The sequence below is a fragment of the Bradyrhizobium roseum genome (assembly GCF_030413175.1).
Taxonomy (GTDB): domain Bacteria; phylum Pseudomonadota; class Alphaproteobacteria; order Rhizobiales; family Xanthobacteraceae; genus Bradyrhizobium; species Bradyrhizobium roseum.
On the sequence record NZ_CP129212.1, the window covers coordinates 4,099,193 to 4,114,243 of the forward strand.

17 protein-coding genes are annotated in these 15,051 nt (G+C 61.9%); 10 read left to right on the plus strand and 7 right to left on the minus strand.

Translation table 11 applies throughout. The features are described from left to right. Positions 1 to 11 precede the first annotated feature (11 nt). Positions 12 to 815 (minus strand): pyridoxamine 5'-phosphate oxidase family protein, encoded by an 804-nt coding sequence (locus QUH67_RS19750; protein ID WP_300940532.1) that lies wholly within the window; start codon positions 813 to 815, stop codon positions 12 to 14. On the opposite strand from QUH67_RS19750, the gene pdxR reads away from it, so the two are divergent. Then, positions 814 to 2,301: a MocR-like pyridoxine biosynthesis transcription factor PdxR gene (pdxR, locus tag QUH67_RS19755; protein ID WP_300940533.1), complete on the plus strand. Its 1,488-nt coding sequence runs from the start codon at positions 814 to 816 to the stop codon at positions 2,299 to 2,301. The genes QUH67_RS19750 and pdxR overlap by 2 nt on opposite strands. Positions 2,302 to 2,311: 10 nt before the next feature. Here the strand turns inward: pdxR and QUH67_RS19760 are convergent, their stop codons facing one another. Beyond that, complete coding sequence (locus QUH67_RS19760; RefSeq protein WP_300940534.1) at positions 2,312 to 3,793, minus strand: aldehyde dehydrogenase; 1,482 nt, start codon at positions 3,791 to 3,793, stop codon at positions 2,312 to 2,314. 149 nt (positions 3,794 to 3,942) lie between these two features. Here QUH67_RS19760 and QUH67_RS19765 point away from each other — a divergent pair, with 149 nt between their 5' ends. From QUH67_RS19765 to QUH67_RS19805, 8 genes are all read left to right on the plus strand, one after another. Continuing rightward, complete coding sequence (locus QUH67_RS19765) at positions 3,943 to 4,095, plus strand: hypothetical protein (RefSeq protein WP_300940535.1); 153 nt, start codon at positions 3,943 to 3,945, stop codon at positions 4,093 to 4,095. 11 nt (positions 4,096 to 4,106) lie between these two features. After that, positions 4,107 to 4,361 carry a DUF6719 family protein gene (locus tag QUH67_RS19770; RefSeq protein ID WP_300940537.1) on the plus strand — a complete coding sequence of 85 codons (255 nt, stop codon included), beginning with the start codon at positions 4,107 to 4,109 and terminating at the stop codon, positions 4,359 to 4,361. A gap of 224 nt (positions 4,362 to 4,585) precedes the next feature. Continuing rightward, on the plus strand, positions 4,586 to 5,557 hold the full coding sequence (locus QUH67_RS19775; RefSeq protein WP_300940538.1) for a CPBP family intramembrane glutamic endopeptidase: 972 nt from the start codon (positions 4,586 to 4,588) through the stop codon (positions 5,555 to 5,557). A 139-nt stretch (positions 5,558 to 5,696) separates the two neighbouring features. Beyond that, a complete protein-coding gene (locus tag QUH67_RS19780; protein ID WP_300940539.1) occupies positions 5,697 to 6,032 on the plus strand; it encodes a hypothetical protein in 336 nt (111 codons plus the stop codon). A gap of 432 nt (positions 6,033 to 6,464) precedes the next feature. Next, positions 6,465 to 6,674 (plus strand): hypothetical protein, encoded by a 210-nt coding sequence (locus QUH67_RS19790; RefSeq protein WP_300940540.1) that lies wholly within the window; start codon positions 6,465 to 6,467, stop codon positions 6,672 to 6,674. 364 nt (positions 6,675 to 7,038) lie between these two features. Then, entirely contained in the window at positions 7,039 to 7,197 is a 159-nt protein-coding gene (locus tag QUH67_RS19795) for a hypothetical protein (RefSeq protein WP_300940541.1), read from the plus strand. An 845-nt stretch (positions 7,198 to 8,042) separates the two neighbouring features. Beyond that, positions 8,043 to 8,522, plus strand: a complete 480-nt coding sequence (locus QUH67_RS19800) for a cupin domain-containing protein (protein ID WP_300940542.1) — start codon at positions 8,043 to 8,045, stop codon at positions 8,520 to 8,522. Positions 8,523 to 8,769: 247 nt separating this feature from the next. Further along, the gene (locus tag QUH67_RS19805) at positions 8,770 to 9,045 is read left to right on the plus strand and encodes a hypothetical protein (protein ID WP_300940543.1); all 276 of its coding nucleotides are present in this window, start codon (positions 8,770 to 8,772) and stop codon (positions 9,043 to 9,045) included. Positions 9,046 to 9,444: 399 nt separating this feature from the next. Here QUH67_RS19805 and QUH67_RS19810 read toward each other — a convergent pair whose 3' ends face one another. From QUH67_RS19810 to QUH67_RS19830, 5 genes are all read right to left on the minus strand, one after another. Next, on the minus strand, positions 9,445 to 9,894 hold the full coding sequence (locus QUH67_RS19810; RefSeq protein WP_300940545.1) for a nuclear transport factor 2 family protein: 450 nt from the start codon (positions 9,892 to 9,894) through the stop codon (positions 9,445 to 9,447). Between the two features lie 41 nt (positions 9,895 to 9,935). Continuing rightward, entirely contained in the window at positions 9,936 to 11,162 is a 1,227-nt protein-coding gene (locus QUH67_RS19815; RefSeq protein ID WP_300940547.1) for a serine hydrolase domain-containing protein, read from the minus strand. Between the two features lie 92 nt (positions 11,163 to 11,254). Continuing rightward, on the minus strand, positions 11,255 to 11,653 hold the full coding sequence (locus tag QUH67_RS19820; RefSeq protein WP_300940549.1) for a hypothetical protein: 399 nt from the start codon (positions 11,651 to 11,653) through the stop codon (positions 11,255 to 11,257). 44 nt (positions 11,654 to 11,697) lie between these two features. After that, a complete protein-coding gene (locus tag QUH67_RS19825; RefSeq protein WP_300940550.1) occupies positions 11,698 to 11,859 on the minus strand; it encodes a hypothetical protein in 162 nt (53 codons plus the stop codon). A 653-nt stretch (positions 11,860 to 12,512) separates the two neighbouring features. Continuing rightward, entirely contained in the window at positions 12,513 to 13,019 is a 507-nt protein-coding gene (locus QUH67_RS19830; protein ID WP_300948104.1) for a CreA family protein, read from the minus strand. A 308-nt stretch (positions 13,020 to 13,327) separates the two neighbouring features. On the opposite strand from QUH67_RS19830, the gene QUH67_RS19835 reads away from it, so the two are divergent. After that, on the plus strand, positions 13,328 to 14,986 hold the full coding sequence (locus tag QUH67_RS19835; RefSeq protein WP_300940551.1) for a L,D-transpeptidase: 1,659 nt from the start codon (positions 13,328 to 13,330) through the stop codon (positions 14,984 to 14,986). The last annotated feature ends 65 nt before the right edge of the window (positions 14,987 to 15,051 follow it).

Consider the following 15,051-nt stretch of genomic DNA (forward strand, 5'->3'; position numbering starts at 1 on the left):
CTAGCCCGATCTCAGCCGCCGGCGTAATATGCAATATGCGCATCCCGCAATGCATCTTCGAGCAGGCGGCCTTCCGAATAGCCACTTAACGTCGCCGGCCGCTTGACGCCATCCAGCAGCCGCGGGCACGGCTCGGGCGCACCCAGCACGGTGCGTACCGGAATGCGCTCGGCATAGATCGGCAACGCATAGTCCTCTTCGTCGTCGCCGACGCCCTTGGCGCGAACTTTGGCGGAAGCCTCTTCGATCTCCATCGCGATGACCGACGTCGCCTTGATCTCCTGTGCGGTGCTTTGCCTCAAGCCGGCGGTGCGATCGGGAAAGAAGCGGTCGACCATGGCGACCAGCGCGCGCTCCTTCTCGGCGGGATCGTCGACGAGACGGGCGGTGCCGAACGCCATCACGGCGCGATAGTCGGCCGAGTGATTGAAGCCGCATCGCGCCAGCACCAGGCTGTCGAGATGGGCGACGGTGAGACAGGCGCGCTGGCCGTCGGACTGGTTGCGCAGCATGCGGCTCGCGCTGCTGCCGTGCCAGTACAGCGTCTCCCCTTCCCGCCAGAAGAAGGTCGGCGTGCAGTAGGGCTGGCCGTCGATCACATAGGAAACGTGGCACAGCATCGAGGCGTCGAGCAGCGCGTGAATTTTGGCCCGGTCATAGGAGCCGCGCTCGTGCAGGCGCTTGACCCGGTTGCGCGGCGTTACGGGATAGGAACTGGTGGTCTCGCCTTCGATCGTCACGGTGGCCCCCTCGGAATTTGGTCCGGCCAGCCAAGTTGTAGCGGTCGATTTGGTCTGCGATAGTGCCAATTCCATGCGAAAAATTCCGACCAATTCTGCCGCCAAATCTGTTGCCACGTCGCGCAAGGCCGAGCTGACGCTCGACCTCGACGGGCCGCACGTCACCAAAAGCGCCTCCTCGCCCAACCGGCTGTATCAGGCGCTGTGCCACGCCATCACCGGCGGGATCGCAAAACCCGGCGAGCCGCTGCCGCCGCAGCGCGCGCTGGCGAAACAGACCGGATTTCGCCGCAACGCCGTCACCTCGGCCTATGAACGGCTGATCGCGGACGGCTTTGCGGTCGCCACGGTCGGCTCCGGCACCTTCGTGGCCGCGCGCATCCCCGCGCGCGCCAGCGATGCCGGCACGACAACCATCGCGGTCGAGCCGCCGCAGCAAGGCCCGCTGGCGCTCGGCTGCACCCATATCGATGCGCGGGCGCTGCAGCGCTTCCGCGCGTTCGCCGGCCGCCGCATGCGCGCCTTCGGCGCTGAGCACCTGCACTACGGCGACCCGCGCGGCAGCCGCGAACTGCGCGCCGCGATTGCCGATCACCTGCTGTCGGCGCGCGGGCTGCGCTGCGATCCCGACCAGATCATGCTGACATCCGGCACGCAGCACGCGCTGCGCATCGTGCTCGGCGCGATCCTGAAACCCGGCGATCACATCTGGTGCGAGGATCCCGGCTATCCCGCCGCACGACGCGCGATCGGACATTGCGGCCTGCGGCCCGTCTCGGTGCCGGTCGACGCCTCAGGCATGATCGTCGCCAAGGGCCGCGCGCTGGCGCCGACGGCGGGCGCGGCCTACGTCACGCCCTCGCACCAGTTTCCACTCGGCGTGCAGATGTCGATGACGCGGCGGCTGGAGCTGCTCGATTGGACGCGGAAGGCGAACGCCTTCGTCATCGAGGACGATTACGACAGCGAGTTTCGCTACGACGGCGCGCCGTTGCTGTCGCTCGCCGGGATCGATCACCTCTCGCGCGTCATCTACATGGGCACCTTTGCCAAGACGCTGTTTCCGGGATTGCGCATCGGCTATTGCGCCCTCCCCGAGCGGCTCGTAGGGCCAGTGACATCAGCCCGCGCCGCGTTCGATCGCTTTCCGGCCACGCTGATGGAAGGCGCGGTGGCAGACATGCTCAATTCCGGCGCGTTCGCGGCAAACCTGCGCAAGGTGCGCGGGATCTATCGCGAGGCGCGCGATATGCTGGCGTCGACGCTGTCGGCAGTCTCGGACGGGCGGTTATCGGTGCCGGTGCCATCGCAGGGCCTGCATCTGGTCGCACGGTTCGATCCCGCGACCGATCCACACGTCGCCGCCGCGGCGAAGGCCGAGGCCGGCGTCGGCGGCTGGCTGCTGGCTGAAACCTATTTTCGCGCCCGCCCGCTGCCGGGCTTCGTGCTTGGATTCGCCGGCCACCCGATGCCGCACCTGATCGCATCCGCCGAACGGCTGGCGAAATCATCGCTGGCCGCCTTGCGGACGCGCCGCAAGGCGAAGGGCGCGCCAAGATGAACCAAGCCAGTCAGCGCATCACGAACGGATTGGCCGGAACGTCCTTGGCGGTCGAAATCCATACGCTCTTGGTTTCCAGATATTCGCGCACCGCATCGATGCCGCTCTCGCGTCCGAGCCCGGAATGCTTCATGCCGCCGAACGGCATCATGTAGCTGATGGCGCGGTAGGTGTTGACCCACACTGTTCCGGCCCGCAGCAGTTTCGGCACCCGCACGGCGCGTCCGAGATCCCTGGTCCAGATCCCGGCGGCTAGACCGTAGATGGTGTCGTTGGCGATGCGGACGGCATCCTCCTCGGTATCGAAGCCGATGATGGAGAGCACCGGGCCGAACACTTCCTCGCGCGCGATCCGCATCGAATTGTCGACGTCGGTGAAGATGGTCGGCTCGACGAACTGGCCGCCCTTGATGCCGGCGCCGGAAGCCGGCTTGCCGCCGAGCAGGCAGCGCGCGCCTTCCGCCTTCGCGATGTCGATGTAGTCGAGAATCTTCTTGTACTGCGCCGGCGTGGTGACCGGCCCGATATTGGTGTCCGGTTGCATGGGATCGCCGATCTTGGCGGATTTTCCGAGTTCCAGCAGGCGCTCGACGAATTTGTCCTTGATCGAGTTCTGCACCAGCAGCCGCGATCCGGCGATACAGGTCTGGCCGGTCGCCGCGAAGATGCCCGAGATGACGCCTGAGGCGGCGGCGGAAAGATCGGCATCCTCGAAGACGATGTTGGGCGATTTGCCGCCGAGCTCCAGCGACACCCGCTTCAGGCTGCGCGCCGCGGTCTCGTAGACCTTTGCACCCGTCGTATCCGATCCGGTGAACGTGATTTTTGCGACGCCGGGGTGAGAGACCAGTTCGGTTCCGATCTCGGGGCCGAAGCCGGTCACCACGTTGAACATGCCATCGGGAATCCCGGCCTCCTTCGTCAGCGCTGCAAATTCCAGCGTGCTGGCGGACGTGAATTCCGACGGCTTGACGATGACAGCGCAGCCGGCCGCCAGCGCCGCGGCGCACTTCCAGGCAACAAACAGCAGCGGTGAATTCCAGGCCGTCAGCGCCGCAACGACGCCAACAGGCTCATGCGTGGTGTAGGCAAACGTGTCCGGCTTGTCGATCGGGACCAGCCCGCCCTCGAGCTTGTCGACGAGCCCGGCATAATACCACCACCATTCCGGATGGTAGCGCAGCTGCCCCAGCATCTCCGCCATCAGCTTGCCGTTGTCGCGCACCTCGATCTCGGCGAGCCGCTCGGCGTTCGCCGCGACGAGATCGCCGAGCTTGCGCATCACCTTGCCGCGCGCCGACGCCGTCATCTTCGACCACGGCCCCCGCCACATCGCCTCGTTGGCCGCCTTCACCGCCTTGTCGGCATCGGCTTTGGAACCGCGCGGGATTTTTGCCCATGCCTCGCCGCGATAGGGATCGATCGACTCGAACCACTCGTTGTTGGCGGGATCGACATAGGCGCCGTTGATATAGAGCTGGTAAGTCTTCACGATTTCCTCCGGGGCAGGTTTTGGTGCGATTTTAACGCCCGAACAGGATCGCTCAAGGCATTTCGGTCCCGGACACTGGCCGGCGCCCTATGAGAATCGCCGCCGCGTCACTAAGCTCGACGCTGGATTCAAAGCAGTGGAAACACCGAATGTCCGGCAATCGCAACGTTATGTATCTCGTGATCGGCGTGCTGATCGTCGCCGTCGGCGTGCTCAGCTACAATCTCTACAAGGCCAAGCAGGAACCCGAGGGCTTGCAGATCAACGTCGGCCCCGACGGGCTGAAGATCAAGACCAAGTGAGCGAGGCCGCAATGATCGCCAAAGCTATCCGATGCCTCGCCTTGCCCGCCGGCCTTGCGCTGTCGCTGATCGCAACGGCCGCGGCCGCGCAGACCTTCCCGCGCGAGCAGGACATCCCCGACCTCCGGCTCGGCCAACGGGTGATGGTCGACGACGGCTCCTGTCCGACGGGACAGATCAAGGAAGTGCTGGGGTCGCAGATGACCGCATCGGGCGTGCTGCGCACCCGCAAATGCATTCCAAGGCTGGGCACCAAGAAGCGATAGCGGCAGTCGCGGCCGGCTTTCGAGAGCAAGGTGGACACGCGGATCCGAACGGCCGCCGCATGCATTTGACGTCGATCAATGACGGAGCCGTTGGACATATTAAAAACAGGCGCATTATAACTGACGCGTTGATGTCCGGGCTGTGAGCATATTCGAGGCAATTTCAGCGGCAGCCATCATTGGTTTGAAAGGCGTTTAAAGTTCAGCAACGGGTTCGGGGCGCTTTGCGGATCAATTCCTCAAGCGCGGCGTCTGCTCTGATCATCAAGTCAGCTTGTTCTACTCGCTCGGGGGTGCGTGTCCGAATGCCAGTTCAAGTTCTTGAAGCGAAGGAAACGTCTAATCCGAAGCCCGCTCTCTGGCTCCGCATCGCGAAATTCCCGCTCACCCGGCTGGTCGTGCTCGGCGGTGGCCTGTTCTACATGATGGGCAGGAGCAATGGACTAATGGCTGAATTTTCGAAGACGCCGCTGATGTCCACCGCGGCGGCAGCTGCCATGGCGGCGCTTGCTCTGGCTGTGTATGCGGGCTTTGCGCGGTTCGTCGAACGGCGTCCGGTCAGTGAGCTATCGCTGCCCGGTATGGGCAGAGAACTGGGTGTCGGCCTGTTGATCGGCGCCGGCCTCTACAGCACCTGCGTGCTGATACTGATGATGCTCGGCATTTACCGGATTGATGGATTTAACCCCTGGTACTTCGTCCTTCCGGCGGTGGCGATGGCGCTGAGTTCCGGGATTTTCGAGGAACTGCTGTTTCGCGGCGTGTTGTTTCGTTCCGTCGAAGACATGTTCGGCAGCTGGATATCGTTGACGGTGTCGTCGCTCGTGTTCGGCTTCGTGCATCTGCTCAATCCGGCGGGCACGATCACCGGCGCCATTTTCATCAGCATCGAAGCCGGCTTGCTGCTTGCCGCCGCCTATATGCTCACCCGTCGCCTATGGCTCAGCATCGGCTTCCACATGTCCTGGAACTACACCCAGTCCGCTATATTTTCCGGCATTGTTTCCGGCGGCGTCACTGACCCGGGCCTGATCAGATCCAACATCAAGGGACCGGCCGCTCTCACCGGCGGTAGCTTCGGCCTGGAATCCTCAGTGATCGCGTTTTTGCTCTGCACCGCCACGGGCGTGGCGCTGCTGATCATGGCCGTCCGCCGCGGCAAGATCGTGCCGCCGTCCTGGCGGCGCGCCGGCTGACTGGTTCGGGCCGGTCGACGCCGATTGGCCCTTTGCTGATATCTATCCAAGCAAGGTCATGTCCGCTCTTGAGCGGATTGTGTTGCAACACGATCGGGGGCAAAGCGGACACGCAGCTCCGACCGCACGATGTCGCCTTGTGACCCAAAGCCACCTTGTCAGCTTGCTGCAACCATTCCAGCCGGGCGCAGTTAGCGCGTGCAGCATCCCGCTGTTTGGAGACAGCGAAATGTTTTTCTTTCCTTGGTATCCCGCTCTTATGCTCGCCGTCGAAAGCAATAACGTAATTGATATCCGCCTTCGCAAGATTGCGACCGGTGGTGTGAATGCAGCCGACGAAGCTCACCTGATGGTCAGGGAAAAAGTCAACGCCGCCATGGAAGCACGATCAATGCTTATGACGGGCGGAAATCCGGCCGACATAATTGCCTTCTATCGCAAGCAGGTAGCTGCGAATGCGTCTCGACTGTCCTAGCGACGAAAGTGGGATCGGATACTGACCCATATCGGACTTCCGAGAAGCGGTCCGCAAAGTTCCCGAATGGATCCGACATCACGCTGCGTTAACGATTGCGCGAGGGTGAGCCGTATTGACCATGTGTCGCCCCGCCGACATGCCACACTGCCGATTGTCGCCGAACACCGGCATCTATCTTTGATGAAAACGCACGCTTACGCTCCCGCCCTTCAACTGAACGGAGACTCGATGCAACAGCGACGGCGCATCAAGCAAACCATTTCGCTAGAGCAACGTCTTGCCGACGAAGCATGCCGTCTGCGGGAGCAAGCTGAATTGCTCCCGCACGGCGCAGTTCGAGAGGGCACAATCCGAAAGGCGCGGCAGGCCGAAACGGGGTCGCACCTGAGCGAATGGCTGCGATCTCCCGGCCTGAAGGCTCCGGTCTAAATGTACACATTCAGCGATAACGACACCCTGGGAAAGTTCATCTCTTGCTCTTACGCGAACTGGCTCGCTGAACTTCGCGCCCTGTTTCCTGTCCCGGATGAATTGCTTCTAGCGGAGGCGATCTTCAGTTTCTCTGACGCATTCAAGGAAGGAAAGACGCCGCGACAGGCTTACGAGGGGTTCGATAATTTCGTCAGCGCGGAGGCTTGAATTTGAACGACACGGGACCGGGGGCCGCCTGACTGACCGGAGCCTCTCTCAATTGCGTGGGCCGACGTGTCGAGCGTTCATCGCAGCGATTGCCGAGCAATGCGGGGGCTCTTTTCCGGTTTTGTCAGAGGCCCGGATACGAAGCCCCGAACCGGGCCTCGCCTTTCGCCTTCCGCACTTACAGGTTTTTCCTTGCGTGCCTGAAGGCCGTTTTCCAACACGTTCCGCCCGTTTGAGAGTGAGCAATATTGCTCACATTTGAGGAACGGCTTCCAACCCGAAGTGTTGGATCTGTATCACCACCTCTTTTTGGCACCGGTGACAGAGAGTCCGAAATGCTCCCGCCCGAACATTGCGGTGAGCCATGTGCAACAAATGCGACGAGATCGACGTCAAGATGATGCGTTACAAGCGCATCGCGTCCCAGATCGATGACCAAGTGCTTCAGGCCGGGCTTGCGGAACTGCTTGAGAAGATGCTGGCGGAGAAGGCCTCGTTTCACGCGGAACAGAGCAGGAAGTAAGCCGCCGTGGTTGGCAGCCCGGCGCGTTCGAGCACAAGCCATAATGTCCCAAGAAAGATGACGACAGGGCGGAATTGGAACGACGGCTGGAACAGGTCGCCTATAGCTCGCTCCATCGGCGACCCTGTCACTCAACAGCGGCTCGACGCGTTGGCTTTGGAAATTTGGAGCAACTAACGAAGGCAGATCAGTAAGGTCGCCTCAGTCCGGCGGCCTTCTTAAATCAAGTCGCCGGTACCACCCTCAAGCTGCGAATTGTTAAATTTTCACGAATGAGCAATTTTGACCATAAACTCGCGCTGCGCTGCGACATGATGGTTCCATCACCGGCGCTAGGCTTGGCAATTATCGGTGACGGGGAGTTGTGGACTCCCGCCGGACTCCGAGGAGTGCATCATGGCGAAATTTACGCGAGCTCCATTCAAGTGCCGCTTTGAAATTGCCTCTGCTGATTTGACTTTGCGGGGGCTCCAGGGCGAATTCTGTGTTTTCGATTTCCCCGGCTGTCGAGACTGCAAATTCTCGCTGCACTCGATCAAAACAGTACAGGCCACAGAGGATCCGATGACGTCGCTTGCCTGGCGGAACCTGGTCAGTCTCCCAATTGGCGACAGGAGGTAGCATGGAAAACTTCATACACGAGCAGAGCATGGCGATCTTTAAAAGGCTTCTAACCGAAGCGCCCGACATGGACCAAGAGCGCCGAAAGTTAATTTTGAGGTTGCTGGCGGAGGCGGAGGCAAACGAGCACCGGTGCACTCAACTTAGACCAGCTCGCGCCCAAACCCATCGTGTCCAGCTCAGCCGCGGGACTTAAAGGCAAAATGCGCTTTGAGAGATCAGTCATGGACATGCCCGCCCATCCAATTGAAGATACCGGACCGCAGCCGCAATCGTTCGACATCGAGCACGCGACCAAGGTCAATACAAACTACAGGTCGGTCGCTTGGAGTGGGCGCTATCTGCAGGTCACGCTGATGTCGATCCCCGTCGGCGGCGACATTGGCCTTGAAGCGCATCCGGAAACCGATCAGTTCCTGCGCCTCGATGCGGGCAGCGGCCGAGTGCAGATGGGATCCGCGAAGGACAAGCTGACTTTTGAAAAAACTGTCTCCAATGGTTGGTGCGTGCTCGTTCCGGCCGGGACCTGGCACAACATCACCAATATCGGCGCAACACCGATGCAGGTCTATGCGATCTATTCGCCCGCCCATCACAAGCCCGGCAAGGTGCAGGCGACGGCCGCGGCGGCTGAAGCAGATAAGGATGACGAAGCCGCGACTTGGTCAGTACAGCCAAAGCATGCGGTCGATAAACACGGGTGATGGTCCATCCTCCCGGCGTCGAAGGAATCTTGCTTGGCCCTTCGCTGAGGTCATCGTTACCCATTGGGGTTTAGGAAATGTCATAGGCTTTCCGCCGCTGTTAAGCATTCTGGACAAAGAAAACGTCAAATAGATTTGCGTAGACTCCGGCCAATTACAGGAATCCAATAATTTCTCATCGCCCCAAGCTCGGCATCGAGCGGTGACTGAGAGTGTTGTGCTCCCCGCCCTATTTAGGGAGTCGATCGTGGAAAAGCACCTCCATGAGCAGAACCTCAAGCTCTATCGCACCGGAGCTACAACGAATGATGCCGACTGGGCGCAGATGCCGCTTTGCGGGATTTGCATGCCCAAAAGCTCCTCCCGCTTGATCTGCCCGAAGTGCGGCAAGGCGATGCACTTTGTCATCGTCAAAACAGGGGGACGAAAGTTTCGGTGTATCAAGTGCGATGACGTCGACCCGATGCAGGTCCCGGACTTTCAAGCATGGGCCAAGAGCGAACTGCGACCGCCGACAACATAATGAAGGCCGTTGAGTCGGGGCCTTATTGAATGCCGCCTTTTGGAGGGGTCACACCTTGGAACGCTTCATCCACAACGAGAACATCCGCCGATACCGAAAGCTCTTGGAACAGGAGCGGGACGAAGAAAAGCGGAACATCATCCGTAAGCTGTTGGCTGAGGAAGAGGCTAAGGACGTTCCGGCGAGTCCCGGAAGGCCGGACCATCCGAAGCATCCAAAAAGATAGCTCTCTCCCAAACGGTTCTGCCACCTCATTTGATGGCCTTTTTGATTTTGACATTACCCATGTCGCCTGTCGGCCCTCAGCGAACATGTACGTACGTCAATCGATGTCCGCGCTTGAGCGCAATACGGACTCGCCAACTCGCACGCGCGTGCTGGACGATTAGCTAGCGCGCCCTAGAACATCCCGTTGCCGTTCGCGGCCTTTTCCGGAATCTCCTGCACGACGTCCCAGTGCTCGACGATCTTGCCGTTCTCGAGCCTGAAGATGTCGACGATGGCGCGGCCGCGCGTGTCCTTTTCGCGCACGCTGTGGACGTGCAGGATCACGTAGTCGCCGTCGGCGAAGGCGCGCTTGATCTCGCTGCGCGAGTCCGGGAATTTTTCCTTGAGGAAGCCGATGAAGGCCTTGAAGCCCTCGATGCCGTCAGGCGCCGTCGGATTGTGCTGGATGTAGCGCGGGCCGAAGAATTTCGATGCCGCCTCGAAATCCTTCCTGTTGAGGCCGGCCTCGTAGAATTCGAGCACGGTCTTCTTGTTGGCCTCCTGCGTCGCCGCATCTGCGGCGAGAGCCGGCGAAGCCAGCAACGAAACTGCTCCGACGAAGGCGACGAGGATGTTTCGCATGTTTCCCCCAGTGCAATCTTGTTGACGTTTACGCCGGAAGCCTACCAGCTTCCGAATCTGCCGACGACCCCGCGCCATAGCGCGTCACGTTCACGGCCGAGGCTTTCCTTTCCGACGCTGGCGTTCTTCGCCACCGCGGTAACCACCATCACCAGCTTGAGTTCGGGATCGACGAAGATCGACTGCCCGTAGACGCCGAGCAGCGCGAACCGCCGCTTCTCGCCGGGGAACAGCCAGAACTGGTAGCCATAGCCGAAATACGGCGTTGCCTTGCGCGGCGCGAACGCCTCGGGTTGGCGGTGCCAGTCGGTGGCGTCGCGCAGATAGTCTTTCGGTAGGATCTGCCGGCCGTCGAGTGCGCCGTCATTCGCCAGCAGCATGCCGAGACGGCCATAGTCGCGCAGCACCGCGTTGAAACTCCCCGCGCCCACTTCGGTGCCGTCCCGCATCCTGATCCAGGTCGCATCGGCCTCCGCGCCCATGGGTTGCCACAGCCGGGTCGTGAGATATTCGCTCATGGAGGAGCCGGTGACCGCGCGTAGCAACAGCGTCAGCGCCACCGTCTGGTTGGACGCATAGTGAAAGCGCGCCCCCTGCTCGACCTCGCGGGTCGTGAACATGCGCAGCGCCACGACCGAGTCATGTGCGATGCGGGCCCGGGTGAACTTCGCCAGATCGTCGTCGCCGTCGTAGCTTTCCTGAAACGGTACCCCTGACGCCATCCGCAGCATGTTGCGGATCGTCGTCTCGCCATAGGGATTGCCGGCCAGTTGAGGCACATATTTGGCAATAGCATCGTCGAGCGAGGCAATCTTCTTCTCGGCCAGCGCCAGCCCCACCGCGATACTGACGATGGATTTCGCGATCGAGTGCGACACGAAACGGTTGTCCGGTTTGCGGTCGTATTGATAGCGCTCGGCCAGCACCTGGCCGTCCTTGATCAGGAGGAAGCCGGTCACACGCTGGCGATTGAGGAAGTCGTCGAGCGAAAGCCCCTGCTGTTCAAACCGGTATTCGATCTTCGGCGCGCTGGAAATTTTCGGCAGCGGACGCGGCGCGGCCGCCTTCTTCAGCGTGTAGTGCGGCAGGATGCCGTCGAGGTGGCTGAACGATCCGACCCGGACGCGTTCGTCATAGAACCAGTTGGCAGGCGAGCCTAACGGATAGCCGGCCGCCTTCCCCAACAGTTCCTCATCGGGCGCCGCACGGGCCGGCAGGACCAGCGCGAAAAACACCGCGCATGAGATCAGGATTCGTCCCGGCTGCATTGGCTGGCTCACGCAGATCGTTGACCAGCGACTGCCTTACAATGACCGTTGGCGGCGTGTCGAGCCTGCGGGGATGCTGAAGAGAGCTTGACTTACTGGTTCGTCGCCGGCTCAAACATGCATTGCAGCGTCGGCTTGGCGATCTTGGTGAAGGTCGGGCCGATTTCAGCCTGCTTCGACGCCGGCACCCACGCGGTCTCGATCGTCGGCACACCGGTCTCGCTGATGCCGCGCAGCAGCGCTTCGCGCAAATCGGCATCTTCCACGGTTGCCGCCGCGTAATCGTGCAGGCAACGGCACACGCTTTCGGGATGCGCCCAGCGGCCGACCATGCGAGGCGCGCAAAGCCGCACGAACTCGCCGCGCGGATCGGGCATCTTGAACAGCGAACGGAAAGAAGTCTGTGGCGTCTGGAACTGGACCTGCGCCTGCGCTGCGCCGCTGAGAAGGAGGATCGACAGGAATACTGCGGAACAGATGCGTACCGACATGAAGACCCTTTACCGGCGATCTCTTGACGAAGCCCTCGCCACGCTCACTTGGCCGCCACGAACATAGGCTGGAGCGCGGAGGTTGCAACCGGTGAGCCATAATAGGCAAACGTGCCGACGCCGGGAAGGTTCTGATCGGAAAAGCCAGCCATCGAGGGTCCGGCGAGCGTGAAGACGAAAGCGAGGATGAAGCTGGCCGTCCGCATCTGACTGTCTCCGCTTGTCCCGTGGCCGGCAGCGCCCGCCGCCTCGTTGTCCGCGTGATAGCCGCCGGCTGTTTCCGGACATCTGCGCCAAAATGGAAAATGGTTTCTTGGCGCAGGAGAATTGTTTCGTCGGCGCCGCCGGATGAAACACTGCCCGGAAAAACCCAATGACTTCAGAGCAGACGCGGCCCGTCGAAAGATCAAGCTGAATGCGGGCCGGCCGGTCACCGGGCCTTTCCGGCGCCTTTGGCTCGGGGAAAGCCTTTCGTCCACCCGGTGACCGGATGAGCCCTGCCGCCGTCCAGAAGACTCGGTCGAACGCCGTGCAACTTTGCGCATGTCGGCGCGTTATCGACCAAGCCTCGACAAAGGATAGACGTCGTGGGTAGTGGCAACATCCGCGTTGGCAGTGCGACCCCGCCCCCCAACCGGGCCAGCCGGCGGAGCGTCAGGCGGAAGCCCCAGAGCATCCCGTGCCCCCTTGTGGTGCAATGTTACAGCAAGGCGACGAATTCTGCGGCATCGTCTCCTCGCCGCAGAAATTTCTGCATCTGGTCGGGTGCCGCGAACGCAAGCCCGACCCCGGCCGGAAGGCCCGTCCGTATCCAAATCCGGTCAAGGAGTAGGCCTCATCAGCCCCGATCGGAATCCGACTACTGGATGAACTCACCGCATTTCTGAATCGCGGCGTCACCCGCCCCCCAGGGCATGATCGGCACCGAGGACGTCGAGTTCTTCGGCGAGCCCTCGATCAGCCTGTCTGAATACACCATGTAGACCAGCACGTTGCGCTTGGCATCGCAGCCGCGAACGATCTGCATCTTCTTGAAGAACAGCGAGCGGCGCTGGCGGAACATATCGTCGCCCTGCTCCAGCTTGTGCTTGAACTTGATCGGACCGATCTGGCGGCATGCCAGGGAAATATCGGAGACTTCCTCCGCGAGGCCAAGCCACCCCTTGTAGCCGCCCTTTTCCGGCACCGTGAAGTGACAGGCCACCCCTTCGATTTCGGGATCGTCGAGCGCATAGGTGGCGAGCTTGTCGTTCGGGCTCAGCCATTTGAATACCGTCGAGCGGCGGAAAATGAGGTCGGGTTCTTCGGCAGCCCACGCGGGCGTCACCTGCCAGAGCATGAGCGCCAACGCCGCCAAGGCCAGCATTCTCCACTTCCTGTCGCACTTGATGATGGCCTTGGATGTCATTGATTTCTCCGCTGAAGGGCTCGCCGTCTATGTAGTGGTGGAAAGCCGCACAGGAAGGCCGCCGCCCCTGCACCGGCCTGGGTCCTGGAATGGGCCGCGCTTTAACAGATTGTGAGGCTTTTTTGCTACGATTGAGCCGAAAAGCGCTGGAATCTGAAGGCTTACGCTGGTGAACGCTTTTCGCCTTTGCGACAACAAACAATTATTGGAAGCGTAGATTCGAGTAATCTTATTTGAGGATCAAGCGCGTGAGCGGGCATCGGTTTTTGAGTACGGGTATTGCGGGCGTAACGGGTTCCAGACAGCGTTCTTGGCAGATCGCGCTGCTCACCGCGGCCGGTACCCTGGTCGCGATCCCCCAGGCGGATGCCGCCACCCTGTTCTACTGGCAGGACTCCGATCCCGGCTATTACCGCCCGGCGCCGACGGTGCAGCCGCGCAAGCCGGTGGCCCGCAAGCCTTCCGCCAGAAAAGACGCGGCCATCAGGGAAACCAACGCCAAGCCGCAGGGCCCACTGATCATCGCCGTCTCGATCGATCAGCAGAAGGTCCGCGTCTACGACGCCAATGGCCTGTTCGCCGAGAGCCCGGTGTCGACGGGCATGAAGGGGCACACGACCCCGATGGGCGTGTTCAGTGTCATCCAGAAGAACAAGATGCACCGCTCCAACATCTACAGCGGCGCACCGATGCCCTACATGCAACGTATCACCTGGTCGGGCATCGCCCTGCACGCCGGAGTATTGCCCGGCTACCCGGCCTCGCACGGCTGCATCCGCATGCCGATGGCGTTTGCCGTCAAGATGTGGAACTGGACCCGGATGGGCGCGCGCGTGATCATCACGCCCGGCCTGGTCACGCCGGCCCAGTTCGCCCATCCGTTGCTGGTGGCGCAGAAAGTCGTGCCGCAGCCGCTTATCGCGAACGATCCGGCGACCGACGCGCCCGCGGTCAAGGGTGACAAGGGCGCGGATGCGGGACCAGCGATCAAGCCCGCCAAAAATCTTGCCGATGCGGAGACGAGCCTCGATCTCCGGCCGACCGTGGGGCACGCCACGCTGCGGCGGGAACGAACCCACACCGCGGATGCCGGCAGCGCGCTGTCGGCAGCCAATGCCGTCGTCACCATGTCCGACGCAACGCCGGCCGCCGCCACGGCTCCGCCTGCCAACGATGCGCCGACCGCTGACGCCAAGCCGGATACGACGCCGGCTGCAGAGGCCGCAGCCGCTGCGCCGTCCGCCGAGACGAAAGCCGAAGCCAGCGCAGAAGCAAAACCCGACGCGGCCAACGTCGAGGCTCCGACGGCAGCGATCGTCAAGGCTGAGGAATTGAAGCCTGCTGAAGCCAAGCCCGCTGAACCCGCCAAGGCGGCCGAGGCTCCGTCCGTCGCACCGGATGCCAAGAAAGATACGGCGCGTCTGCCAGGCGGTGAGAAGATTGCCAAGGCCGACCCGCCGAAGCGCCCGGGCCAGATCGCGGTGTTCGTGAGCCGCAAGGATTCAAAACTGTACGTCCGCGAGAGTTTCAAGCCGCAGTTCGACGTGCCGATCACCATCGCGCCGAGCGACAGGCCGCTGGGCACGCATGTCTTCACCGCCGAAGCCGACAAGAAGGATCCCAATCTGTTGCGCTGGTCGGTGGTCTCGATGCCGGTCACCGCGCGAAACGCCGCGCGGACCGACGATGAGGCTCGCCCTGCACGGAGCCGCAAGGTCTCTGGCAGTGCGCCGATCGAAGCAAAACCGCTTCCGCTCGCCAACGGCCCGGCCGAGGCGCTCGACCGTATATCTATCGCGCCCGAGGCGATGGCGCGGATCGCGGAAGTCCTGACCACCGGCGGCTCGATCGTGGTGTCCGATCACGGCATCAACCAGGGCGGCGAAACCGGCGAAGGCACCGACTTCATCGTTCCGCTGCGGTAGCGCCATAACGGCTTGTTGAAGGCTGCGTCCCGCGCGTTGCGATATGCTTTGCGCAACGTGAACCG